Raw genomic sequence first — 24,123 nt, 5'->3', positions numbered from 1 at the left:
TTCGCTATTTGTTGTTAGCCATTTGCTGCCAACAAGGCTCGATAGCAACGCCAATCAAACACCAAACCGGGGTCAGTTTTGCGTAGTGGTGCAATGTATTGATGCCCGGTAATGCGTTGATTGGTGATGAGCGGATAACGCCGCTGCAATGCACACGTCAAAGTCGCTAAGGCTTGATATTGCGCAGGTGTATAAGCCGTCTCATCGCTCCCTTCCAATTCAATCCCAATCGAATAATCATTGCATTTTGCACGGCCAGCAAAGCTTGACTGGCCCGCATGCCAAGCTCTGGCATTAAATGGCACAAATTGCACTACTTCTCCCTCTCGCCGAATAAGGCAGTGAGCCGAGACGCGCATCTGGTGGATGGTTTGAAAAAAAGGGTGTTGATTCGGGTCAAGCGTGCCAGTGAAAAACTGCTCAATATATGGGCCGCCGAACTGGCCCGGAGGCAAGCTGATATTATGTACCACCAGCAATGAAATATCTTGCGCATCGCTTCGCTGATCATAAAACGGCGATGGCACTCGACGTGCGCTTTGATACCAACCCTTTTTATCGATCATCAGTTGACCCCTTACACTCACACAAAAATGAACCTTAGCCAGAGGAAATGCGAGATTAGTGGCTGAATTTGAGTAAAACTCAGCGTATCATTCTCACTCTGTTCAACACCATATTAGATTTGCGATGAAAAATACACACAACAGCCAACAACGCCTTGATTATCTGAAACAGCAACTCCCATTGGAAATTACTCGTGCCGTTAGCGATGCACTCAGAGAAGATCTCGGTGGCAGCTTGGATGCGACTGCTGATATCACCGCAAACCTTATTCCAGCGGATGCGCGTAATACCGCGACTCTCATCACCCGTGAACATGGCGTATTTTGTGGCCAAGCATGGGCTGAGGAAGTCTTCAAACAACTTGGTGGTGAAGTGAAAATTGACTGGCATGTCCAAGATGGTGATCAAGTTAAGCCAAACCAAGTTTTGTGCACTCTTGAGGGCCCAGCTCGCGCGCTGCTGACTGGTGAACGCAATGCGATGAACTTCATTCAAACCTTGTCAGGCTGCGCCAGCATTACTGCTCAGTATGCCAAACAGCTAGAAGGCACCGAATGCCGACTACTTGATACACGCAAAACTATCCCTGGCCTGCGCAGCGCACTAAAATATGCTGTCGCGTGTGGCGGCGGCTTTAACCATCGTATTGGCGTGTTTGATGCTTATTTAATTAAAGAAAATCATATCATTGCTTGTGGCGGTATAACCCAAGCCATCAGCACCGCTAAACAGCTCAACCCCGGTAAACCCGTCGAAGTCGAAACCGAAAGCTTGCAAGAGTTAGAAGAGGCGATTCAAGCGGGTGCTGACATCATTATGCTGGATAATTTTAGTATTGAGATGATGCGCGAAGCGGTAGCAATTAACGCAGGCCGCGCGGCTTTAGAAAATTCTGGTAACGTCACATTAGAAACCATTGGCAATTACGCGCGAACCGGTGTCGATTACATCTCAGTCGGCGCGCTGACTAAGCACATTAAAGCACTCGATCTCTCAATGCGCTTTCAGTAATTAATTACATCAATTATTGGAATAAAAATCAAAAATTTCAAATAGTTAAGGAAGCCGGACGAGCTTCCTTTTTTATTGCTTGCGTATCAAAAGCAAGACGGCATTTTTAAGTCAGTCGTATTTCAGTGATTGATATATGCAACTAAACAGGTAAAAAATCCAAATCGCTCGCGCACTGCTCTTTATCTCATTCACACCAACCCACAAGCTTCTTATGCTCTGCCCATCCTTATGCGTTCAAACGGAGCAAATCAAATAATGAACACAAATAAGAAAACGAAACAAAGTGGTTTTACCTTAATTGAATTGATGATTGTGGTGGGAATTATTGGTGTACTTAGCGCGATTGCAATCCCTGCATATAAGAGCTATTTGATCAAAACAGAGTCTAATACAGCCGTCAGTATTCCTAGAACATTACTTACAAATATTGATTTATATATACAAGAAAAAGGCAATTTCCCTGCAACAACAGAAGCGAGCGAAGTTGGTGCAGCTGCAGATATGAGCGCAATGGGGACCCTAGCATTCACTAAGGATGCCACCACACCTACAAATGGAACCTTAGTTTTTACTGTCAGTAATGCTGATGCATCTATAAAAGATAAAAAAATAACATACACACGTACAAATTCAGGCTGGAAGTGCACGCATGATATTCCCGAAACATTATTGGAAAAAGATCTTAAAGGATGCTTAAGAGCGATTCCTTGATAAAATGCTAACCAACCTCCCTGCGATTCTGCGTCAGGCTCAGATATTGAGCCCGACGCAAGAACACGCAGTTATTGAACATATCAAAGCGTCTGGTGCGAGTGTGCCAGAAGCTTTGCTCGCTTTGGATTTTTTCCATCCTCATGATCTGACTGAGCAGTTAAGTACCCTTTTTGGCCTACCGGACACCGACTTAACCCGCTACGACTACCCGCAGCTCTGCCAACAGCTTGGTTTGCGTGATCTCATCACCCGTTACCAAGCACTGCCGATTGCCAATAATGGCCAAACCCTGACCATCGCGGTTTCCGACCCGACCCATTTACAAGTGGAAGATGATTTTCGCTTCGCGACAGGCTTACAAGTTGAACTAGTTTTAGCCGACTACAAAGCGCTGCAAGCAGCCATCCGGCGCTTGTATGGCCGAACAATTCAAGGATCCTCTTCTTCAGGGAAAGAGATCAGCCAAGATGAACTGGCGAACTTAGTTAAGCTGTCTGATGATGAGATTCAATCGATTGAAGACCTCAGCCAAGATGACGCCCCAGTCAGCCGTTTTATTAACCAAATCCTGCTTGATGCGGTGCGAAAAGGCGCATCCGATATCCATTTCGAACCGTACGAAGCGCTTTACCGAGTACGATTGCGCTGTGATGGTATTTTGGTGGAAACGCAGCGTCCCTCAAGCAACTTAAGTCGCCGGCTTGCCGCGCGGCTTAAAATTTTATCCAAACTCGATATTGCCGAGCGGCGCTTACCACAAGATGGACGAATTAAACTGCGGTTGAATCAAGACACCGCCATCGATATGCGCGTTTCCAGCCTCCCTACTTTATGGGGTGAAAAAATCGTACTGCGCCTACTTGATAGCAGTGCTGCTAACTTAGATATCGACAAATTGGGTTATAACGACCAGCAAAAACAACTCTACTTAGCTGCGCTGAAAAAACCACAAGGGATGATTTTAATGACGGGCCCGACGGGCAGCGGAAAAACCGTCTCGCTCTATACGGGGCTACGCATTTTAAATACTGCTGAAGTGAACATTTCTACCGCTGAAGATCCGGTTGAAATTAACTTATCCGGTATCAACCAAGTTCAAGTGCAGCCAAAAATTGGCTTTGGCTTTGCGCAAGCATTACGCTCCTTCTTACGGCAAGATCCCGACATTGTGATGGTTGGCGAAATCCGCGATTTAGAAACTGCCGAAATCGCCGTGAAAGCGGCACAAACCGGGCATTTAGTTCTTTCTACCTTGCATACTAACTCCGCCGCCGAAACGGTAATTCGCTTGAGTAATATGGGAATTGAAGCGTTTAACTTAGCCTCTTCACTCAGTTTGATTATTGCCCAGCGTTTGGCTCGTCGCCTTTGTCGGCACTGCAAAATTGCCGTCGAGCCCTCAATACAGTTGCAGCAACATTTTCAACTGCTAGCGACGGAAACCATTTATGAAGCGAACCCGCATGGTTGCAACGAATGCACAGGGGGCTATTCAGGTCGAGTCGGCATTTATGAAGTGATGGCGTTTAACCCACAGCTGGCCGAAGCGATTATGCAAAAAGCAAGCATTCATCAAATAGAGCAGATCGCGAAAGCCAACGGAATGCAGACACTACAAGAATCAGGCATTGAAAAGCTCAAAAACGGCGTAACCAGCTTCAAAGAGCTGCAACGCGTGCTCTATTTCTAACGCTTTGATCCCTCTTAGCTAGCCATTGAGTGACTCTATTGTATGAACACAAAAATCAAATCAGAACTCAAAAATTATCGTTGGAAAGGCATCAATAGTTCGGGCAAAAAAGTATCTGGCCAAACTCTCGCTTTAACCGAACTGGAAGTGCGTGACAAACTTAAAGAGCAGCACATTCAGATCAAAAAAATCAAAAAAGGGGGCGTCTCTTTTATCACCCGCTTGACTCATCGCGTGAAGGCCAGAGACATCACCATTCTGACACGCCAATTGGCGACCATGCTGACCACGGGCGTGCCCATCGTGCAAGCCTTAAAACTGGTCGGAGATAACCATCGCAAAGCCGAAATGAAATCCATTTTGGCGCAAGTCACTAAAGGGGTTGAAGCCGGAACGCCAATTTCCAAAGCGATGCGTACCGCCAGCATTCATTTCGATACCTTGTATGTTGATCTCATTCACACAGGCGAACAGTCAGGTAACTTGGCTGAAGTGTTTGAGCGGCTAGCGACTTATCGAGAAAAAAGTGAACAACTGCGCGCTAAAGTCATTAAAGCGCTCATCTACCCAACCATGGTGGTGTTGGTCGCGTTAGGTGTTTCTTACTTAATGCTTACTATGGTGATCCCTGAGTTTGAAAGCATGTTCAAAGGATTCGGAGCCGAATTACCTTGGTTTACACAGCAAGTATTGAAACTCTCTCATTGGGTGCAAAGTTACAGTTTGTGGGTACTCATCATCATAATCCTCACCACAATTGCCGTGAAAGCAGTACGCCAAAAATCTTTTTTAATACGCTTAAAAACCAGCCGATTAGGATTAAAGTTTCCCATTCTTGGCGGGGTGATAGGCAAAGCCTCTATTGCTAAATTCAGTCGCACACTCGCCACCAGTTTTAGTGCAGGCATTCCGATTTTAGCCAGCTTAAAAACCACCGCCAAAACCGCTGGCAATGTCCATTTTGAGACGGCGATTAATGAGGTCTATCGTGATACGGCAGCCGGTATGCCAATGTATATTGCGATGCGTAATACCGAAGCCTTTCCCGAAATGGTGCTGCAAATGGTGATGATTGGTGAAGAATCAGGCCGATTGGATGACATGCTCAATAAAGTCGCCACCATTTACGAATTTGAAGTCGATAATACCGTCGATAACTTAGGCAAAATTCTCGAACCATTGATCATTGTCTTTTTGGGTACGGTGGTCGGCGGTTTGGTGGTGGCAATGTACTTGCCCATCTTTAACTTAATGAGTGTATTAGGATAGTATTAGCACTGCTAATCTTTTACTTATCGAGTCTGTGCATGGAAGTTTTTATTTATTACCCTTGGCTCTTTCCACTTTTTGCAGCGTTGTTTGGCTTAATCGTGGGGAGTTTTCTCAATGTGGTCATTTATCGTCTACCCAAAATCATGGAGCGAGAATGGCGACAAGAGTGCGCTGACTGCTTTCCCGAACATCACATTGCGCCACCGGAAGGGCAACTCACGCTCAGTGTCCCTCGTTCTAGCTGCCCACACTGTGATACGCCAATCCGTATTATTGATAATATTCCGCTACTCAGTTGGCTCTTTTTAAAAGGGAAATGTTCCCGTTGCCAAGGCCCGATCAGTGCACGCTATCCTTTGATTGAACTGCTCACCGCCACTATGAGCTTTGTCGTGGCTAGCCACTTCGGTTTTAGTTATTTTTCACTAGCGCTATTGTTTTTCACTTTTGTGCTCATTGCGGCGACGTTTATCGATTTCGATACCATGCTGTTACCCGACAAGCTGACACTGCCACTGCTGTGGGCGGGCCTGAGCTTATCATTGATGCACATTAGCCCAGTCAGTTTGCAAGATGCGGTGATCGGCGCCATTGCTGGCTATCTGAGCTTATGGTCGGTCTATTGGCTGTTTAAACTCGTCACAGGCAAAGAAGGAATGGGTTATGGCGATTTCAAACTGCTGGCTGCTCTCGGCGCTTGGTTGGGCTGGCAATATCTGCCCATCATCATTCTCATGTCATCTGTGGTTGGCATTGTCTTTGGCCTAATTCAATTGCGCTTGCAAAAAAAAGGGATCGACAAAGCCTTTCCTTTTGGCCCCTATCTCGCCATTGCTGGCTGGCTAACCTTGTTGTGGGGTAACGATATGATGAGTTGGTATTTAGGTTCAATTATGGGGTTATCGTCATGGGGTTAGTGGTGGGTTTAACAGGCGGGATTGCCAGCGGAAAAAGCACCGTTGCTCATTTATTTCAGCAGCATTTCTCGATTGATGTCGTGGATGCTGACATCATCGCTCGAGAAGTCGTCGAACCAGGTAGTGAAGGATTAATGGCGATTTGCGCGCACTTTGGCCTCACCATATTAAAGCCCGATGGACAATTAGATCGCACCGCGTTAAGAGAAAAGATCTTTGCTGATGAGCAAGAAAAGGCTTGGCTTAATCAGCTTCTTCACCCAATGATCCGTGCAAAAATGATTGCTGATTTAGCAAAAACCACCTCGCCTTATGCTTTATTGGTTGTGCCATTATTGATAGAAAATAACCTACAAACCTTAGTCGATCGCATCTTAGTGGTTGATGTTGATCTAAAAACCCAAATCGCTCGCACTATGGCAAGAGACAAGGTATCAGAGCAACAAGTCCGTTCGATCTTAGCCGCTCAAGCGAGCCGTGAGCAAAGATTGCAATACGCTGACGATGTGATTAAAAATAGCGCAGAAAACCAAAAACTTTTGCCTCAAATCACAGAATTACACAAAAAGTATCTAGCCATATGCAGCCTAAGTCTGTAAGAATAACCCAGACCGGACCTAAGGCTAGCTAGATGACCACGCATAAGTTTGAACACCCACTGAACGAAAAAACTCGTATCTATTTAAGAGTCGAAGCGCTGCTTAACCAGTTGATGCATTCCGCTCAGTTTCGTGACGGTATTCAACACCAACTCTTCTTTCGTTCATTGTTTGATTTACTCGAAATCTTCGAACAGATCCAACTCAAAAGCGAGTTGGCTAAAGATATTGAAAAACAGCGTTTGAACTACCGTAGCTGGCTCAATGTGGATGGTGTTGATCAAGAAATGTTGCTATCGCTCCTTGAAGAGATCGACGAGGTCCATCGTAATTTAATGAGCGCTGAACGCTTTGGTCAATCACTCAAAGAAGATCGTTTCTTAAGCACGATTCGCCAACGTTTTAATTTACCGGGCGGGTCGTGCTGTTTTGACCTGCCAGCCCTGCACTACTGGCTACACATTCCGATAGAAAAGAAGACCCAAGATGCGCACCAATGGATGGAAACGCTGCGACCGTTATCAGATGCGTTGCAACTTTGGTTGAAGTTAACCCGCGAAACGGGCCATTTTAAAGCACGCCTAGCACGATTAGGTTTTTATCAAAGCGATGCAGAAGACGCCAATATCTTGCGCTTGTCGATCCCACTTGAGTATGGGGTATACCCCATGATCTCTGGACATAAAAATCGCTTCGCGATTAAGTTTATCGAATTCCAATCAGGCCAAGCAACAGGGCGCGATATCGAGTTTGATCTCGCCGTCTGCTGTTAATCAATTCCGCTTCAATTCCCGACTGACTCTTACTTTCCATTGCGTTAGGTAATACACTTACGCCTATCCATCGTTACTTGAAGTCCGTTATGTCAAAGAAAATTACCATTGTAAAATGCCCGCAGTGCAAAGCCGATGTCGAATGGGGAGAACAGAGCCCTTATCGTCCTTTTTGTTCCAAACAGTGTCAGATGATCGATTTTGGCGAGTGGGCCGATGAGGAAAAAAGTATTCCCGGTGCACCGGATATGTCAGACAGTGATGGTTGGTCAGAAGATCAATATTAGCGCACATATAAAAACAGGGGTCGATTACTCGACCCCTGTTTATTACTATGAGAACGCTAGTTTATAGCATTACTTCTTAGCAAGTTTCTCTTTGATACGAGCTGACTTACCAGAACGCTCACGTAGGTAGTACAGTTTGGCACGACGTACTGCACCGCGGCGTTTAACTTCAATGCTATCAACCACTGGAGAGTGAGTTTGGAACGTACGCTCAACACCTTCACCGTTAGAGATCTTACGAACAGTGAATGCAGAGTGTAGGCCACGGTTACGGATTGCGATTACAACGCCTTCAAAAGCCTGTAGACGCTCACGATCACCTTCTTTTACCTTAACTTGAACAACAACAGTGTCACCTGGTGCGAATTTAGGTAGGCCTTGTTTCATTTGCTCTTCTTCAAGAGCCTTGATGATGTTACTCATTTTAAAAATTCCTAGAATAAACTGATACTAAATTAAATAGGTTACTGATGTATTTGAGTTTCTTTGATGAACTCAACCAGTAATAGTTCCTGTTCGTCAGTCAGAGCTAGGTTTTCCAGGAGCTCTGGCCTTCTATGCCAAGTTCGGCCCAACGACTGTTTCAGTCGCCAGCGACGAATATCCTCGTGATTACCGGATTTCAGTACCGCAGGTACTTCTTTTCCATCTAACACTTCAGGACGCGTATAGTGCGGGCAATCTAGCAAGCCATTTGCAAAAGAATCCTCTTCTGCTGATGCGAAATCTCCTAATACTCCCGGAACAAACCGAGAGACAGAATCAATCAACGTCATGGCTGGCAGTTCGCCGCCTGTCATCACAAAATCACCAATCGACCATTCTTCGTCAACTTCTGATTGGATGATACGCTCATCTACCCCTTCATAGCGTCCGCAAATAAGAACTAGGTTCTCATTCGTCGCCAGCTCTTCGACTCCTTTTTGATCGAGTTTTCGACCTTGAGGAGAAAGATAAATGACTTTCGTCTTTCCCGGTGCGGCTTGTTTTGCTGCATGAATGGCATCGCGCAAAGGCTGAACCATCATGAGCATTCCAGGCCCACCACCGTAAGGTCTGTCATCGACGGTGCGATGTTTGTCATGAGTGAAATCTCGAGGATTCCAAGCTTCAATAGACAGCAAACCTTTTTTAACCGCTTGACCTGTTACTCCAAAATCAGTAACAGAACGGAACATTTCAGGAAATAGGCTTATAACGCCAACCCACATGTGTTCTCTCGCTCTGAAATTTTAGAGTTAGAATGCCGGATCCCAGTCAACTTCGATCCGTCGAGCTTCGCGATCAACATTCTTGATCACTTGCTCTTCAAGGTACGGTACCAACCGTTCCTTTTGGCCAAAAGCATCTTTCAAATTCGCTTTCACAACCAGAACATCGTTGGAGCCAGTTTCTAATAGGTCAGTGACCTCACCAAGGTTATACCCCTTAGTGGTAATAACTTGCATACCGAACAATTCACGCCAGTAGAATTCATCTGCTGACAATTCTGGTAATGATGCGGGATCAATAGCAATTTCAAAGTTGGTGAGTAGATGTGCGTCTTCTCGAACATCTAAACCTTCAAGTTTTACCACCATACTCTTACCATGGCGCTTCCAACTCTCTACTTTGTACTCGATCCACTGGCCTTTTTGGTTAATAAACCAAGGGCTGTAATCAAAAATACTTTCAGCTTCGTCTGTGTAGGAAAAAACTTTGAGCCAGCCACGAATGCCATAGGTAGCACCAAACTTGCCCATAACAATCTTTTCGTTTTCTTTGCTCATTGTTTCTTTACCTTTCATCGACATAAGCTAATGTTCTTCTATAAAAGTAAGAATTAAGCCGCTTTTTGAGCGTCTTTTACTAGCTTAGCTACGCGATCAGATAGAGATGCGCCTTGACCAACCCAATGGTTAACGCGATCTAGATCAACACGTAGGCCTTCTTCTTGGCCAGTAGCCGTAGGATTAAAGAAACCTACTTTCTCGATGAAACGGCCAGTTACTGCGTTACGGCTATCCGCAACTACGATTTGATAAAATGGACGCTTTTTAGCGCCGTGACGTGCCAAACGAATGGTTACCATGTCGTCCTCTTTGCTTTCTCAATAATAAAATTAACCCCAAAAACCATTTACGAAAAACAGTCTGGGGTCTCGTGCCAAAATAAAGCCTCGGAATTTTACTCTTATTCCGAGGCTTTGCAAGGGGTTTAGCTATTTTTTCACCAGCAGAAGCATTATGCTTTTGCAGTGATGAGCATCACGCTTTAGTAAATTTTAAGCATCGCAATGAGTTAGGTTAACGACCAAAGAAACCGCCGCCGCCCATGCCACCCATTCCGCCCATCATGCCTTGCATATTACGCATCATGCCTTTCATGCCCCCTTTCTGCATTTTTTTCATCATTTTCTGCATTTGGGTGAACTGTTTCAGTAAGCGGTTAACATCTTGTACTTGGGTGCCAGAACCCATCGCGATACGTTTTTTACGTGAACCTTTTATCATGTCTGGGTGCTGGCGCTCGTGCATGGTCATCGAACAGATGATCGCTTCCATCTGCTTGAACATCTTATCATCGACCTTATCTTTCACGTTGGCAGGTAGGTTTGCCATGCCAGGCAGTTTATCGAGCATGCCCATCATGCCACCCATATTCTGCATTTGCCCGAGCTGTTCGCGGAAATCTTCTAAATCAAATCCTTTCTTTTCCTTGAATTTTTTAGCTAGGCGTTCTGCTTGCTCGTGATCAACATTACGTTGTAGATCTTCAATTAATGAGAGAACATCGCCCATTCCCAATATGCGTGATGCAATACGATCAGGATGGAAAGGCTCGAGCGCGTCAGTTTTTTCACCGACCCCTAAGAATTTAATCGGTTTACCGGTGATATGACGAACGGAAAGTGCGGCACCACCTCGAGCATCACCATCAACTTTGGTTAAGATAACCCCTGTTAACGGCAGCGCATCACCAAAGGCTTTTGCGGTGTTCGCGGCATCTTGCCCCGTCATGGCATCCACAACGAACAATGTTTCAATCGGATTAATCGCCGCATGCAGATCTTGGATTTCTGCCATCATCAGTTCATCAATAGCAAGACGGCCTGCAGTGTCGACAATCAGCACATCGAAGAATTTCTTCTTCGCATGGTCAATGGCCGCATTGGCGATATCAATCGGTTTTTGGTCGGCTGAAGAAGGAAAAAATTCAACGTCCAGATCGTTAGCTAGCGTTTCAAGCTGTTTTATCGCCGCTGGGCGATAAACGTCAGCCGAAACCACCAGTACTTTCTTTTTATCACGTTCTTTAAGCAGCTTAGCAAGCTTACCAACACTGGTGGTTTTACCCGCCCCTTGTAAACCCGCCATTAAAATCACTGCTGGCGGCTGGGCGGCAAGGTTAAGCGCTTCGTTGGATTCGCCCATTACCGCTTCAAGCTGCGCTTGAACAATCTTGATGAACTCTTGTCCAGGTGTCAGCGATTTAGACACCTCAACACCTACTGCGCCCTCTTTAACGCGCGCGACAAAATCACGCACTACAGGCAGTGCAACGTCCGCTTCAAGCAGCGCCATGCGCACTTCGCGTAGGGTTTCTTTAATATTGTCTTCGGTGAGACGGCCTTTGCCGCTGATATTTTTCAGCGTCTTGGATAGTCGATCCGTTAAATTTTCAAACATCGTTGTCTCTTCGCTAGTTCGGCGATTAATTGGGGTCAGTATACCTTAGCCAATCTAATAGTCATACCCATTGACGCTTCGCGATAAGCGACTTAAACCCGTAAACGCAACATTGGGTCCCCAAAACAGGGGGGTCAAAAAGAGTTATCTCTGCGATTTATCGAATAAAAGCCTTCACCCTGTTAATTATTTGCACCATGACCTCAACTAAGGTGGGTATATGTCAAATCAATCGGTATCCAACGTAGCTCATTATCGTGATGCAAGGTATAATTCGCCAATTCAGCCACCATTTTGTAAGAAGTATGGAAAACTTAATCGCAATAGTCGCCACTATTTTGTATTTTTTATCCATAGCGACCATTATTCCAGGCTTAGTTAATCAAACTGGGATTCGTGCGCAGACAGTATTGTTCAGTTCAGCACTGGCGCTGGCTTTTCATGCGTGGTTACTGAGTGATTTAATCTTCAACGCTAATGGGCAAAACCTCAGTATGCTCAATGTGGCATCATTGATAAGCTTTATCATCTCACTGGTGATGAGCATTGCGATGTTAAAAACGCGATTGTGGTTTCTGTTGCCGGTGGTGTATAGCTTCGCCGCGATCAACGTCAGCGCCGCCTCATTTCTTCCAAGCATGTTCATGACTCACTTAGAAAACAATCCGCCACTGTTGTTGCATATTTCTCTAGCACTATTTTCGTATTCAACCCTTTCGATTGGCGCACTCTACGCCTTGCAATTGGCTTGGCTGGACCACAAGCTAAAGAAAAAGAAGATGCTAACCATCAACCCCAATTTGCCACCACTACTGATGGTAGAAAGGCAACTGTTTAAAATCATCTTGATAGGTAACGTATTACTTACTGGTACCTTGATTACTGGTTTTGATTTTGTCGGTGATATGTTTGCTCAAGGCAAAGCGCATAAAGGCATTTTGTCTTTCATTGCTTGGGTTGTCTATTCTGTATTGTTGTGGGGACATTACCGAAAAGGTTGGCGCGGTAGAAAAGTAACTTGGTTTGCTGTCGCTGGTGCAACCTTACTCACACTGGCCTACTTTGGTAGCCGTTTTGTAAAAGAAATCATTTTGAGCTAACTCAACACGTTTGATAGCGTATTGACACATTCATTTAATTAGATCATTACTTAATCACACTATTTATAAGGAAAAACCACGTTTTGGACGACATTTCAACGGGTATATTGTTTGCACTACTCGCGGGTCTCATCGTAATTTCGGCTTATTTTTCAGGTTCAGAAACCGGCATGATGTCTTTGAACCGCTACCGCTTAAAGCACTTGGCCAATACCGGCCACAAAGGTGCAAAGCGTGTTGAAAAACTGCTTGATCGTCCAGATCGCCTCATTGGTTTGATCCTCATTGGCAACAACCTAGTCAATATTTTAGCTTCTGCAATTGCCACTATTATTGGTATGCGCCTTTATGGGGATCTAGGAGTGGCCATTGCCACTGGTGCGCTGACGTTGGTCGTTCTGGTTTTTGCTGAAGTGACGCCAAAAACATTAGCAGCGCTTTACCCTGAACGCGTCTCTTACGCCAGCAGCATCTTACTGACCTTCTTAATGAAGATATTGTCACCATTGGTGATGTTCATTAACTTCATCACCAATGGTTTCATCCGCTTACTAGGCCTTAAGGCCAAGCATGGGGCGGAGGATCATCTAAGCTCTGAAGAGTTGAGAACCGTCGTCAACGAAGCGGGTGGTCTTATTCCTCGTCGCCACCAAGATATGCTGCTTTCCATTCTCGATCTCGAACATGTTACGGTGAACGACATCATGATCCCACGTAACGAAATTACTGGTATCAATATTAACGATGATTGGAAATCTATCGTGCGTCAGTTAACTCACTCGCCACACGGACGCGTGGTGCTTTACCGAGACAAAATTGATGAAGCGGTGGGCATATTGCGCCTTCGTGATGCTTCTCGTTTGATGTTGGAAAAAAAAGAGTTCAATAAAGAGATGATTTTACGTGCCGCTGATGAAGTCTACTTCATCCCGGAAGGCACACCGCTCAACGTACAATTACTTAAATTCCAACGCAACAAAGAGCGGATTGGCCTGATCGTTGATGAATACGGTGATATCAATGGCTTGATCACTGTTGAAGATATTCTCGAAGAGATTGTGGGGGAATTCACCACCTCGATGGCACCAAGCTTAGCCGATGAAATTACCCCACAAAGTGATGGCAGCTTCTTGATTGATGGCAGCGCAAATATCCGTGACATTAACAAAGGGCTGAAGTGGAAACTGCCAACAACGGGCCCAAGAACCTTAAACGGTTTACTTTTGGAGCACCTTGAAGATATTCCAAGTAGCCATTTAAGTGTCAAAGTCTCTGGCCATGCGATGGAGATTGTGGATGTAGAAGAAAACCGCATTAAGCAGGTTAAAGTCTTTCCACGCAAAACCAAAAAACATTAATCGCCAGTCACTGCATAAAAGAAAGAAAAAAAGCTTGGTCACTGCCAAGCTTTTTGTTTTTAAAGGGCCAGATCTGGCGATCTTTAATCCACTTTCAGCTCTTTGAGCATCGACTCAGGTAAAGCAAGCTCATCATTTTTATTCACCGCAATACCTGCTGTGATAATCGCTTGAGCAATCTCTTTAGCTTCTGTTAACGAGTGCATTGAGGCTGTACCACATTGGTATTCGTTTAGTTCAGGGATCTGATCTTGGCTCTCTACTTTTAGCACATCATGCATCGCCGCTAACCACGCTTGCGCCACTTGCGCTTCTGTTGGCGCGCCAATCAAACTCATGTAAAAACCTGTGCGGCAGCCCATAGGTGAGATGTCGATGATTTCTACATCATGACCATTTAAGTGCGCGCGCATAAAGCCAGCATATAAATGTTCTAAAGTGTGGATCCCTTTTTCTGAAAGAATATCTTTGTTTGGAGCAGTAAAACGGAGATCAAATACGGTGATTGTATCCCCTTTAGGCGTCTGCATATTTTTTGCCACACGTACCGCAGGCGCATGCATACGAGTGTGATCTACAGTAAAACTGTCGAGTAATGGCATTGCTTTCTCCTTATTTGGCAAAGAGCGATGCTCTGCCTATCAATGTTAGATTATGATCGAGAGATCATTTTAGGTACGAAAAATAGCTTTCAAGAAATTCTTCAAAACTTTGAGTATCGTGTTGCTCTATCTGTTGCTGAGCGGCTCGAGAACGCAGCACTTCCTCTTCCATCACAGACTCAGAATAAGTTTGATAGTGATGTGCCAGGTTGGCTTGTCGGTATTCGGTTCCTAATGCACAACCCACCTTACCGAGCCCTCCAAACTGTTTAGTCTGTTCAAGTAGTTGGGCGGAAAAGGTTAATTCTGGATTATCAATCCACGAGCTTAGTTTCTCGCATACGGCTTGGTATGCGTTGCCACCACAAGCGCTATCCATTACTTGCGCTATTTTGCGTAAGTCATCGAATACATTATGCGCCCACGCTTGCAGCGTCAGTTTCTCACCGCGACAGCCAATTTGTAACTCTAAACCTGGTTTACGACCTTCTAAAATCACTTTGTTCCAGTTATCTCGCCAACATGCCAGCTCACAATTGTCCATCGGATCTGAATCTGAAAGAGCGGTCCAAGTGAGGAACAGATCGAGAAAACGCACTTGATCTTCAGTAATACCAATCGGGCTAAACGGGTTTACGTCTAACGAACGCACTTCGATGTATTCGACTCCGCCTCTCTCTAACGCTTGTGACGGCTTTTCGTCATTTTTGGCCACACGCTTAGGACGGATCGGTGCATAGAGTTCGTTTTCTATCTGCAAAACATTGCTGTTGAGCTGACGATGTTCACCATCGACATACACGCCTAGTTCTGCAAACTCTTTTGATGGAGTGCGGATCGCCTGATTCAACCCTTCTAGATATTGATCCAAGCTATTAAAACCAATTTGCAAGCCACTTTGCGCGCTATTGGTATAACCTAAATCACTGAGGCGCAACGAGGTAGCATGAGGCAAATAAAGCGTTTTACCAATATTTTCAAATGGCAGATGGCTTTCACGTCCGCGCACAAACGATGAACATAACGCAGGTGATGCGCCAAAGAAATAGGGAATAAGCCAGCCAAAACGGTAGTAATTACGAATCACACCAAAATAGGCTTCCGATTTTGTCTCAGTACGCTGGGATTCAGTTTGCTCGCCATGCAAGGCATCCCAAAATGATTCTGGAAATGAAAAATTGAAATGCACGCCAGAAATGATCTGCATTAAGCTGCCGTAACGACGCTTTAAGCCTTCTCGATAAAGGGTTTTCATTTTACCCGTATTCGATGAACCATATTGCGCCAGTTCGATATCATATTCGCTGCCAACATAACAAGGCATAGAAAGCGGCCACATCTTTTCGTCACCCAATTTGGTTTGAGCAAAATGGTGAATATCCGCCAGTTGTGAGAGTAAAGTCGGCACGTCATGAGAGACTGGTGTAATAAATTCAAGCAATGACTCCGCAAAATCAGTGGTGATCCAACGGTTGGTTAATGCGCTGCCGAGTGCTTCTGGATGAGGAGTCAGAGCTAACGAGCCTTCTGGGGTATAGCGTAACGTTTCACGCTCAACGCCTCGGCCAAACTGCTTAAACACTTCTGATTTTTTAGTGACTTGTTCAAGTCGTGCGGCAAAATTAGTCAAAATAATGATTCGCTTATAGGTGAATGATCCGAATGAAAGCGGCTCTAACTCAGCAAGAGAGTAGAATGGAGGCAAACAATCTGCCCCCTATAAATGTGTACTCTAGCGGATGATTTCAAGCTCTTCTACGGGAATATCTAATTTTTCAAGTTGTGGCTTCAACGTTTTCGCATCACCCACCACGATAATTTGATACTCTTGTGGTGCAAACCATTTAGCGGCGAGTTTATTGAGCGTTGATTTTTTTACGTTTTCCACCAGTTCATTTCGTTGCTGTAGGTAATCTTCATCCAAACTATAGGTCAAAATATTACTAAGCAACTGCGCTTTTTGTGATGGTGTTTCATACGTCAGTGCATCTTGTTGGCCAACAGCAAGGCGCATAAATTTTAGCTCTTGGTCGGTTAAGCCACTTTGACTGAATGTTGCCATCTCTTTTTCTATTTCAACGATTGAAGCTACGGTAGCATCAGCACGCACTTGAGCATTGAAAACAATAGCGCCCACTTCTCGATTGCTCGCGAAATAACTCCCAGCGCCATAGGTGTAGCCTTTATCTTCACGCAAATTCTGATTAATGCGGCTGTTAAAGTTGCCCGCTAAATTGAAGTTAGCCAGTTGGCTGAGAAAAAGCTCGCCAGTAGCATCAAAAGGCAACCCTTTTCGCACAAAACGAACAATGCTCTGCGGCGCATCAGGCTTATCAACCAGATATATCTTCCGCTCTGTCAGTGAGTTCACCACTTGGGGACGTAACAAAGGAGAAGCTTCACCGCGCCACTGCCCTAAAAAGGTTAACTGTTTAGCGACCTCTTTTTTGGAAATGTCGCCAACAACAACGATTTGCGTACCATGTGGCGTGTAATGTTTCGCATAAAAGCGTTTTACATCTTCTAATGTTAAATCGTTTAGTGATTGCTCAGTGCCTTCACTTGAACGCGCAAAAATAGAGTTGCCAAACAGTACTTGACGAGTAGCTTGTGAAGCAAGCCATCCCGGTGTTTGATGCTGATAAACCAACCCTTCCAGCATCTGCTGCTTCAGCCGTGTAAAATCATTCTCTTTGAAAGCAGGATGAAATAAAACTTCTTCAACCACATCCAATGTCGCTGCAACATTCTTCTTCAAACTAGAGACGATAATACTGGTCGAATACTCATTGGCAGTAACACTGATAGTCGAACCTAACGTGTCGAGTTGAGCTTGAATCGCTTCCACTGAGCGTCGAGTTGAGCCTTCTTCAAGTAGCGCCGCGGTTAAATTAGCTAACCCTTCTTTGCCACGCGCGGCGTGTCGCTCCCCTGCCGGTAAATTGATATTAATTAGCACGGTCGGCGTTTCGCTGGTTTGTGTGGCTAATAACTCAATACCGTTATCAAAATAGAGTTCATACAATGTCGGCATTTGTGCTTTCACACCTTTTGCCACAGAAGGCATGATTGAGCGATCAAATTGATCTTCAACCTGGCGATAAGCCAATTGATCTTCGGTTATCGTTTGATGCTCAGGTAGCACTCTTTTAGGGGGTACGAAATTGGCTTTTTGAACGGCAAGATCGGCTTTATGTTTAGGTACAACACTTAAGGTAACCTTATGTTGATGAGCAATGAAGCGCTGATAAGCCTGTTGAATTGACTCTGGGGTGACCGCATGAATCTGAGCTAATTGCTGCTCTAGGCGATCAGGCTGCCCATAAAACGTTTCGTTGGACGCAAGCTGCGTCACTTTTCCAGATACGCTTTGCAGCGCAAAGACCGCATTCGCTTCCGCCATACCGGTAATTTGATCAAGTCGACTCTGATCTACCCCTTGCTGCTCAAACTGACTGAGCGTTTGCATTAACTCTCGATACAAAGGAGCAAGCTGAGCCTTTTCACCCGAAGGGGCCATGGCATAAACATAGAAGGTACAAGCCAATTCGGCGCAATCTTGGAATGCACCCGCATTGACGGCTTTTTGAGTTTTGACCAACGCTTGGTAGAGATAACTATTGGTACCGCTGCCTAACACTTTGGCAAGCGCATCTAACGAGGCTTGACTTTGAGCACCGCGATATTCTGTCGGCCAGCCCACCACAACCATGGGTTGCTGAATACGATCTTCCAAGGTAATGAAACGATCTTGCGCCAACTGGGCCAGCTGTTTAGGTGCGTTATCAACGGCTGGGCCTGCCGGTATGGTGCCAAAATATTGATTAACCCATTCAAGTGTTTGCTGAACATCAATATCACCACCAATGGTCAGCACTGCATTATTCGGCCCATACCAACGTAAGAAAAACGCTTTAAGATCGTTGACGTCCACTCGGTCAAGATCTTCGACATAACCAATGGTTTGCCATGAATAAGGGTGTCCTTCGGCATACATCGCCTCCGCCATTTTTTCCCACATCAAGCCATAGGGGCGGTTGTCGTAGTTTTGTGCACGTTCGTTTTTTACTGTGTCACGTTGGATCTCAAATTTACGTTGAGAAACCGCGTTGAGTAAAAATCCCATCCGATCAGATTCGAGCCACAACACTTTTTCTAGCTGATTTGAAGGCACGGTTTGGTAATAATTAGTACGGTCACGGTTAGTACTCCCATTCATGGTTCCTCCCGCTTCGGTGATCAAACGAAAATGTTCTTGATCGCCAACGTGCTCCGTTCCTTGAAACATCATGTGTTCAAAGAAATGAGCAAACCCTGATTTTCCAATCTCTTCACGTGCCGAACCCACATGATAAGTGACATCGACATGCACTAAAGGATCTGAGTGATCCGGTGAGAGCACGACAGTAAGGCCATTATCGAGCTGATATTTTGCATAAGGGATCATCACTTTTCCCGGTTGAGCATCCACTTGCTCAATCAGCGTAACCCCTTTCGGTAATGATGAAAAAAAAGCGATAGGTGCGACCGTTGATGAACAGCCGTAAATGGCAATAAGAGAAAGGGCACCTAGCCAAATTTTTCTCATAACAGCTCCTTAGAAAAAACCATAGAATACAGCGGCAAGCATGATGTAACGCAGTGCTTTGCCGATCAAAATCATGACAAAAGTAGGTAAAAATTTCATGCGTAGCCAACCTGCGGCCAAACAAAGCACATCGCCCACCACAGGTAACCAACTGAATAAGAGGACCCAATAACCATATTTATTGAGCCAAGCTAACGCTTTATGACCGTGCTTTTCGCTTTCAGTTCGATTAGGCAACCAGATACCGAGCCAATAGTTGGTCAGACCGCCGAGGGTATTGCCAGCGCTTGCAACGGCGATAACCCAAAATACGGGAAATTGATTCAGGCTTAATGTGGCGAATAAACTCGCTTCTGAGCTTCCCGGTAATAAGGTAGCACTGAGAAAACCACTAAAAAAAAGCACCCACAGCGCAGAGCCAGCAAACCAATACGAGAGCGGTTCCAAATAGGTGCTAAAAATGTCTAACATTTCATATCAAGAAGAACTTTGCCTCGAGTATGGCTTGTTTCAATCTGTTGATGAGCCGCAGCCACTTCCGCCATCGGATAAACAGCTTGAATTTCCGTTTTCAATAAGCCAACGCTGACCATATAAAGCATGGTATCGAGCTGTTCAGGATTAGGATCAACTAACATACCTGTGGCTTCAAAACCAAGTAATTTTGCTTTTTCACAGATAAGCTCAGCACTTAGAGTGGGAACAGTAACGACACGCGCATGATCTTTCAAGCATTTCAAAGCGTCGAGAGCCGCATCACCCCCGACTAAATCAATCAGCACATCCACTTCTTCTAAACGCTGTGAAGCAGGAGCAAAATTATAATTAATCGCATGAGCACCAAGAGTCGCTAAATAATCCAAATTTTGTTCGCTGCACGTGGTATACACTTCGGCTTTTGCTGCTAAAGCAATTTGTACCGCTAAGTGCCCGACACCACCAGCGCCTGCGAGGATCAATACGCGATCCCCCTCTTTCACTTGCGCTTTATTTAGGGCTTGCGCCGCCGTTTGCCCTGCCAGTGGCAGCACCGCTGCTGCTTCTAAGGTCACAGCATCAGGAACAAGGCTGAGTTCGCTTTCTGCCACACACAGGTATTGGCTGTAACCGCCACCACGCAACGGAAACCCAACAAAGCCCGCCACATTATCTCCAATTTGAAAGCGGCGATTATCTTCCCCCACCTCAACAACTTGTCCAGAAATATCGTAACCTGGCACCCATGGCAGCTTATCTTTGTTTTGCGCTGCAGCCCACCCCAGACCAGCCCGAGTTTTTACATCAATAGGGTTTACACCAGCAAACGCCACTTTTACTAACACTTCGCCAGCTTTAGGTTGAGGAACGTCACTGGTTTGAATAACGAGCACCTCTGGTCCACCAAACTCAGTAATTGCGATCTGTTTATTATCCATGTCAAACTTCCCTATTGATAAAAAGAAAGGGATGCCTCAGCATCCCTTTGAATATATACCATTTTATTGCTTCTAGTTAATCTTTAGCTCGCAAAATAACCATCAGCTCGTCTAGGCTTAGCCAACAAGAGCAAGCAAAACACCCGCCGCAACTGCAGAGCCCAGTACACCTGCTACATTTGGCCCCATGGCGTGCATCAATAAGAAGTTCTGTGGATTAGCTTCAAGCCCCACTTTGTTCACTACTCGCGCCGCCATCGGTACCGCAGACACACCAGCCGCACCAATGAGAGGGTTAATATCCTCTTTCGAGAATTTATTAAGCACTTTCGCCATCAACACACCACCAGCCGTACCAATACTGAAAGCAATAGCACCGAGCGCCAAAATACCTAATGTTTCCAAGTTCAAAAACTTATCAGCCTGCAGTTTAGAACCAACGCCTAAGCCTAAGAAGATAGTAACGATGTTGATCAGTTCATTTTGCGCTGTCTTGGATAGACGCTCAACCACACCCGATTCACGCATTAAATTACCTAGACAGAACATACCCACTAATGGCGTTGCTGACGGTAAAAATAGAATCGTCATCAATAGCACCGCCAGAGGAAACAGTATTTTTTCTGTCTTCCCAACGTGGCGTAGCTGAGCCATTTTGATTTTTCGCTCCTCAGGTGTTGTAAGTGCCTTCATAATCGGTGGCTGAATGATAGGAACTAATGCCATATAGCTATAAGCCGCCACAGCGATTGCACCTAATAAATCCGGCGATAATTTACTGGCAAGGAAAATAGCGGTTGGGCCATCGGCTCCACCAATGATGGCGATGGACGCAGCATCGGCCATGGTAAATTCCATACCCGGTACATAGTTGAGTAATATCGCACCAAACAGGGTGGCGAAAATACCAAACTGAGCGGCCGCACCTAGCCATAACGTTTTAGGGTTTGCAATCAACGCCCCGAAATCGGTCATCGCGCCCACGCCCATAAAAATCAGCAGTGGAAAAACGCCCGTCTCAATACCAACATGATAAACGTAATAAAGCAGACCGCCGGGTTCGGTAAAACCCGCATTCGGAATATTCGCTAAAATCGCACCAAAGCCGATCGGCAATAACAGCAGTGGCTCAAAGCCTTTGCGAATAGCCAAAAACAGCAGTAAACAACCGACCAAAATCATGCAGATTTGGCCTAGCTGAAAATTAGCGATCCCTGTTTCAGACCATAAGGTCAATAATCCGTCCATGGTTCTCCCTTACGCTAAGCTCAGCAATGGTGCACCAACAGTCACAGCATCACCCTCTTTGACATGAAGATCTTGAACAATACCGCCACGTGCCGCACGGATCTCAGTTTCCATCTTCATCGCTTCCAGAATCACTAACACATCCCCTTCTAACACCTCAGAACCGGCTTGAACATTCACTTTAAAAATGTTGCCAGCGAGTGGTGAAGGAACCGCTTCTGCATTGTTACTTGCCGGCACGCTTGATGACTGTGCTGCTTGAGACTGGCTGGCAGCAATTGAGCTAAGCTGGCCTTGTGGTCCCACTTCAACCGTGTAAATTTGCCCATCCACTTTAACACTGTAGGTTTCAATACCACCTTTTGTCACAACGGTGGCAGGTGTAGGTTTGGCTGACTCCAAGGTTGGCGCAGGCTCAAATGCATCCGGATTGTGACGATTTTTCAAGAACTTCAAACCGACTTGTGGAAACAATGCATAAGTCAGAACATCATCCACCGTATCTGTAGCTAATGAAATTCCCTCTGCTTTTGCCTTTTCAAGCAATTCAGTGGTCAACACGGCCATTTCTGCATCCAACAAATCGGCTGGACGGCAAGTGATCGGCGTAAGATTACCCAACACCTTGGCTTGCAACTCAGTATTCACTGGCGCAGGCGTGGCACCGTATTCACCTTTTAATACCCCTGCAGTTTCTTTCGTGATGCTCTTATAGCGCTCACCAGTCAGGACGTTGATCACCGCTTGTGTTCCCACGATTTGAGATGTTGGAGTCACAAGGGGAATGAAACCTAAATCTTTTCGCACACGAGGGATCTCTTCAAGAACCTCATCAAGGCGATCGGCCGCTCCTTGTTCTTTTAGTTGACCTTCCATATTAGTCAACATACCACCAGGAACCTGCGCAATAAGAATACGAGAATCGACACCTTTTAACTGTCCTTCCCATTTAGCGTATTTCTTACGCACTTCACGAAAATAAGTGGCAATCGGTTCAAGCTGTGTCAGGCTCAAGCCCGTATCACGCTCGGTTCCTTCAAGCATAGCGACCACTGTTTCGGTTGGTGTGTGGCCATAAGTTTGGCTCATTGAAGAGATAGCAGTATCCAAAATATCGATACCAGCTTCTACCGCTTTAACGGCTGTTGCCGCTGAAAGACCAGTCGTTGCATGGCTGTGCAGTGCTAAAGGTACGGCACAAGAGGATTTAATACGGGTGATCAGATCTTCAGCTTCATACGGCTTGAGCAACCCTGACATATCTTTAATACACAAAGAGTGGCAACCGAGATCTTCCAACCGCTTGGCAAGATCAACCCAAGTATCTGAATTATGAACAGGGCTAGTGGTGTAAGACAGTGTGCCCTGCGCGTGTGCGCCAACATCAATTGTCGCTTTGACCGCTTTTTCAAAATTGCGAACATCATTCATCGCATCAAAAATACGGAAAACATCCATCCCATTCGCGTGAGCTCGTTCGACAAACTTTTCAACAACATCATCGGCATAGTGGCGATAGCCTAGTAAATTCTGGCCGCGTAGCAACATTTGCATTGGGGTGTTGGGCATCGCTTGCTTAAGCGAACGTAAACGCTCCCATGGATCTTCACCGAGAAAACGGATGCAAGCATCAAACGTTGCTCCTCCCCAAGTCTCCAGTGACCAATAACCGATCTTATCGAGCTCTGCTGCAATAGGCAGCATGTCTTCGATACGCATGCGCGTGGCAAATAGTGACTGATGGGCATCACGAAGGACCACATCCGTAATAGCTAGTGGTTTAGACATGCTCATAAACTCCTTTTCATCCTTTCTATGCTATTTAGCTAATGCGCGGTGCTGATGCACTGCTGCAGAAATTGCCGCCACAATTTGCGGGCTCACAGCTGAAGGGGTTGGTTGAACTTTTCGATGTTGAATCGGCGCTGCGATCGGTTGTGGTACTTCTTCCGGTACCAAGGTTGACATTAACTGAACGAGATAAACGAGAATAGTTAGAAAAATAAAGACTACAGCCATCCCCGTAATCATAAGGGTGGCGGCGTCAACTAATAGGCTTCCAATAGTAGTCATGTTGCTTCCTTTCTGTGTCATCCTGACAACAATTGCTACGCATTTTTACAAATGCGATCTTGGCAAGTGGACTAGGATTATCTCGATTGGTTAATAATTGTCAATTTTGTTTAAGGGACTCTTGTAGATAACACACAAAATCGGCGAACAATTACTCACACAAATCACAAAACTCTGAATTTTCTCTATTAAGAAGGGCATTTAACTAGCCAATACGGCTACGTTAATCAAAAAATGA

General features: G+C 45.4%; 24 protein-coding genes. 10 read left to right on the top strand and 14 right to left on the bottom strand.

The genetic code is table 11. The annotated features are described in order from the left end of the window. Positions 1-14: 14 nt before the first annotated feature. Positions 15-566 carry a 1,6-anhydro-N-acetylmuramyl-L-alanine amidase AmpD gene (ampD, locus tag AACV32_RS10690; RefSeq protein WP_212752689.1) on the bottom strand — a complete coding sequence of 184 codons (552 nt, stop codon included), beginning with the start codon at positions 564-566 and terminating at the stop codon, positions 15-17. Between the two features lie 124 nt (positions 567-690). Here ampD and nadC point away from each other — a divergent pair, with 124 nt between their 5' ends. From nadC to yacG, 8 genes are all read left to right on the top strand, one after another. Beyond that, positions 691-1,578, top strand: coding sequence for a carboxylating nicotinate-nucleotide diphosphorylase (nadC, locus tag AACV32_RS10685; RefSeq protein WP_017049749.1), 888 nt, complete (start codon positions 691-693; stop codon positions 1,576-1,578). A 258-nt stretch (positions 1,579-1,836) separates the two neighbouring features. Continuing rightward, positions 1,837-2,292, top strand: a complete 456-nt coding sequence (locus tag AACV32_RS10680; protein ID WP_199485555.1) for a pilin — start codon at positions 1,837-1,839, stop codon at positions 2,290-2,292. Between the two features lie 4 nt (positions 2,293-2,296). After that, positions 2,297-3,985: a type IV-A pilus assembly ATPase PilB gene (pilB, locus tag AACV32_RS10675; RefSeq protein WP_088731710.1), complete on the top strand. Its 1,689-nt coding sequence runs from the start codon at positions 2,297-2,299 to the stop codon at positions 3,983-3,985. Positions 3,986-4,027: 42 nt separating this feature from the next. Beyond that, the gene (locus AACV32_RS10670) at positions 4,028-5,254 is read left to right on the top strand and encodes a type II secretion system F family protein (RefSeq protein ID WP_017047000.1); all 1,227 of its coding nucleotides are present in this window, start codon (positions 4,028-4,030) and stop codon (positions 5,252-5,254) included. Between the two features lie 38 nt (positions 5,255-5,292). After that, complete coding sequence (locus AACV32_RS10665; protein WP_170894999.1) at positions 5,293-6,174, top strand: prepilin peptidase; 882 nt, start codon at positions 5,293-5,295, stop codon at positions 6,172-6,174. Beyond that, on the top strand, positions 6,165-6,773 hold the full coding sequence (gene coaE, locus AACV32_RS10660) for a dephospho-CoA kinase (protein WP_017045778.1): 609 nt from the start codon (positions 6,165-6,167) through the stop codon (positions 6,771-6,773). Before AACV32_RS10665 ends, coaE begins: the two co-directional genes overlap by 10 nt. Positions 6,774-6,805: 32 nt before the next feature. Next, positions 6,806-7,546 carry a cell division protein ZapD gene (gene zapD, locus AACV32_RS10655; protein ID WP_013857689.1) on the top strand — a complete coding sequence of 247 codons (741 nt, stop codon included), beginning with the start codon at positions 6,806-6,808 and terminating at the stop codon, positions 7,544-7,546. Between the two features lie 89 nt (positions 7,547-7,635). After that, complete coding sequence (gene yacG, locus AACV32_RS10650; RefSeq protein WP_010319526.1) at positions 7,636-7,833, top strand: DNA gyrase inhibitor YacG; 198 nt, start codon at positions 7,636-7,638, stop codon at positions 7,831-7,833. 69 nt (positions 7,834-7,902) lie between these two features. On the opposite strand, the gene rplS is transcribed toward yacG, so the two are convergent. The 5 genes from rplS to ffh form a co-directional block, all read right to left on the bottom strand. Continuing rightward, complete coding sequence (gene rplS / locus AACV32_RS10645; RefSeq protein ID WP_010319525.1) at positions 7,903-8,256, bottom strand: 50S ribosomal protein L19; 354 nt, start codon at positions 8,254-8,256, stop codon at positions 7,903-7,905. 41 nt (positions 8,257-8,297) lie between these two features. Continuing rightward, complete coding sequence (gene trmD, locus AACV32_RS10640; RefSeq protein WP_010319524.1) at positions 8,298-9,044, bottom strand: tRNA (guanosine(37)-N1)-methyltransferase TrmD; 747 nt, start codon at positions 9,042-9,044, stop codon at positions 8,298-8,300. A 27-nt stretch (positions 9,045-9,071) separates the two neighbouring features. Continuing rightward, on the bottom strand, positions 9,072-9,626 hold the full coding sequence (gene rimM, locus AACV32_RS10635; RefSeq protein ID WP_013857691.1) for a ribosome maturation factor RimM: 555 nt from the start codon (positions 9,624-9,626) through the stop codon (positions 9,072-9,074). A gap of 29 nt (positions 9,627-9,655) precedes the next feature. Further along, positions 9,656-9,904 (bottom strand): 30S ribosomal protein S16, encoded by a 249-nt coding sequence (rpsP, locus tag AACV32_RS10630; protein WP_010319522.1) that lies wholly within the window; start codon positions 9,902-9,904, stop codon positions 9,656-9,658. A 214-nt stretch (positions 9,905-10,118) separates the two neighbouring features. Next, positions 10,119-11,501, bottom strand: a complete 1,383-nt coding sequence (ffh, locus tag AACV32_RS10625; protein ID WP_017049746.1) for a signal recognition particle protein — start codon at positions 11,499-11,501, stop codon at positions 10,119-10,121. A gap of 305 nt (positions 11,502-11,806) precedes the next feature. Between ffh and AACV32_RS10620 the strand changes: the two genes are divergently transcribed. Further along, on the top strand, positions 11,807-12,601 hold the full coding sequence (locus tag AACV32_RS10620; protein ID WP_026028540.1) for a cytochrome C assembly family protein: 795 nt from the start codon (positions 11,807-11,809) through the stop codon (positions 12,599-12,601). Positions 12,602-12,684: 83 nt separating this feature from the next. After that, positions 12,685-13,959 (top strand): HlyC/CorC family transporter, encoded by a 1,275-nt coding sequence (locus tag AACV32_RS10615; protein ID WP_017046996.1) that lies wholly within the window; start codon positions 12,685-12,687, stop codon positions 13,957-13,959. A gap of 83 nt (positions 13,960-14,042) precedes the next feature. On the opposite strand, the gene luxS is transcribed toward AACV32_RS10615, so the two are convergent. From luxS to AACV32_RS10575, 8 genes are all read right to left on the bottom strand, one after another. Continuing rightward, complete coding sequence (gene luxS, locus AACV32_RS10610) at positions 14,043-14,561, bottom strand: S-ribosylhomocysteine lyase (RefSeq protein ID WP_010319518.1); 519 nt, start codon at positions 14,559-14,561, stop codon at positions 14,043-14,045. A 64-nt stretch (positions 14,562-14,625) separates the two neighbouring features. Then, positions 14,626-16,191, bottom strand: coding sequence for a glutamate--cysteine ligase (gene gshA / locus AACV32_RS10605; RefSeq protein ID WP_170895069.1), 1,566 nt, complete (start codon positions 16,189-16,191; stop codon positions 14,626-14,628). 102 nt (positions 16,192-16,293) lie between these two features. Then, the gene (locus AACV32_RS10600; RefSeq protein ID WP_170895000.1) at positions 16,294-19,149 is read right to left on the bottom strand and encodes a M16 family metallopeptidase; all 2,856 of its coding nucleotides are present in this window, start codon (positions 19,147-19,149) and stop codon (positions 16,294-16,296) included. A 9-nt stretch (positions 19,150-19,158) separates the two neighbouring features. After that, positions 19,159-19,620 (bottom strand): YqaA family protein, encoded by a 462-nt coding sequence (locus AACV32_RS10595; RefSeq protein WP_017049742.1) that lies wholly within the window; start codon positions 19,618-19,620, stop codon positions 19,159-19,161. Beyond that, positions 19,614-20,564, bottom strand: coding sequence for an NADP-dependent oxidoreductase (locus AACV32_RS10590; protein WP_017049741.1), 951 nt, complete (start codon positions 20,562-20,564; stop codon positions 19,614-19,616). The genes AACV32_RS10595 and AACV32_RS10590 overlap by 7 nt, the downstream gene beginning before the upstream one ends. Before the next feature lie 117 nt (positions 20,565-20,681). Further along, positions 20,682-21,812: a sodium ion-translocating decarboxylase subunit beta gene (locus AACV32_RS10585; RefSeq protein ID WP_013857700.1), complete on the bottom strand. Its 1,131-nt coding sequence runs from the start codon at positions 21,810-21,812 to the stop codon at positions 20,682-20,684. Between the two features lie 9 nt (positions 21,813-21,821). Beyond that, positions 21,822-23,600 (bottom strand): sodium-extruding oxaloacetate decarboxylase subunit alpha, encoded by a 1,779-nt coding sequence (gene oadA, locus AACV32_RS10580; RefSeq protein ID WP_029388147.1) that lies wholly within the window; start codon positions 23,598-23,600, stop codon positions 21,822-21,824. Between the two features lie 30 nt (positions 23,601-23,630). Beyond that, entirely contained in the window at positions 23,631-23,885 is a 255-nt protein-coding gene (locus AACV32_RS10575) for an oxaloacetate decarboxylase subunit gamma (RefSeq protein WP_040122944.1), read from the bottom strand. Between the last annotated feature and the right edge of the window lie 238 nt (positions 23,886-24,123).

The sequence above is a fragment of the Vibrio sp. B7 genome, assembly GCF_963888765.1.
Taxonomy (GTDB): domain Bacteria; phylum Pseudomonadota; class Gammaproteobacteria; order Enterobacterales; family Vibrionaceae; genus Vibrio; species Vibrio anguillarum.
Note: the sequence above shows the minus strand (reverse complement) of the source record. Positions and strands in the feature narration are given on the sequence as shown.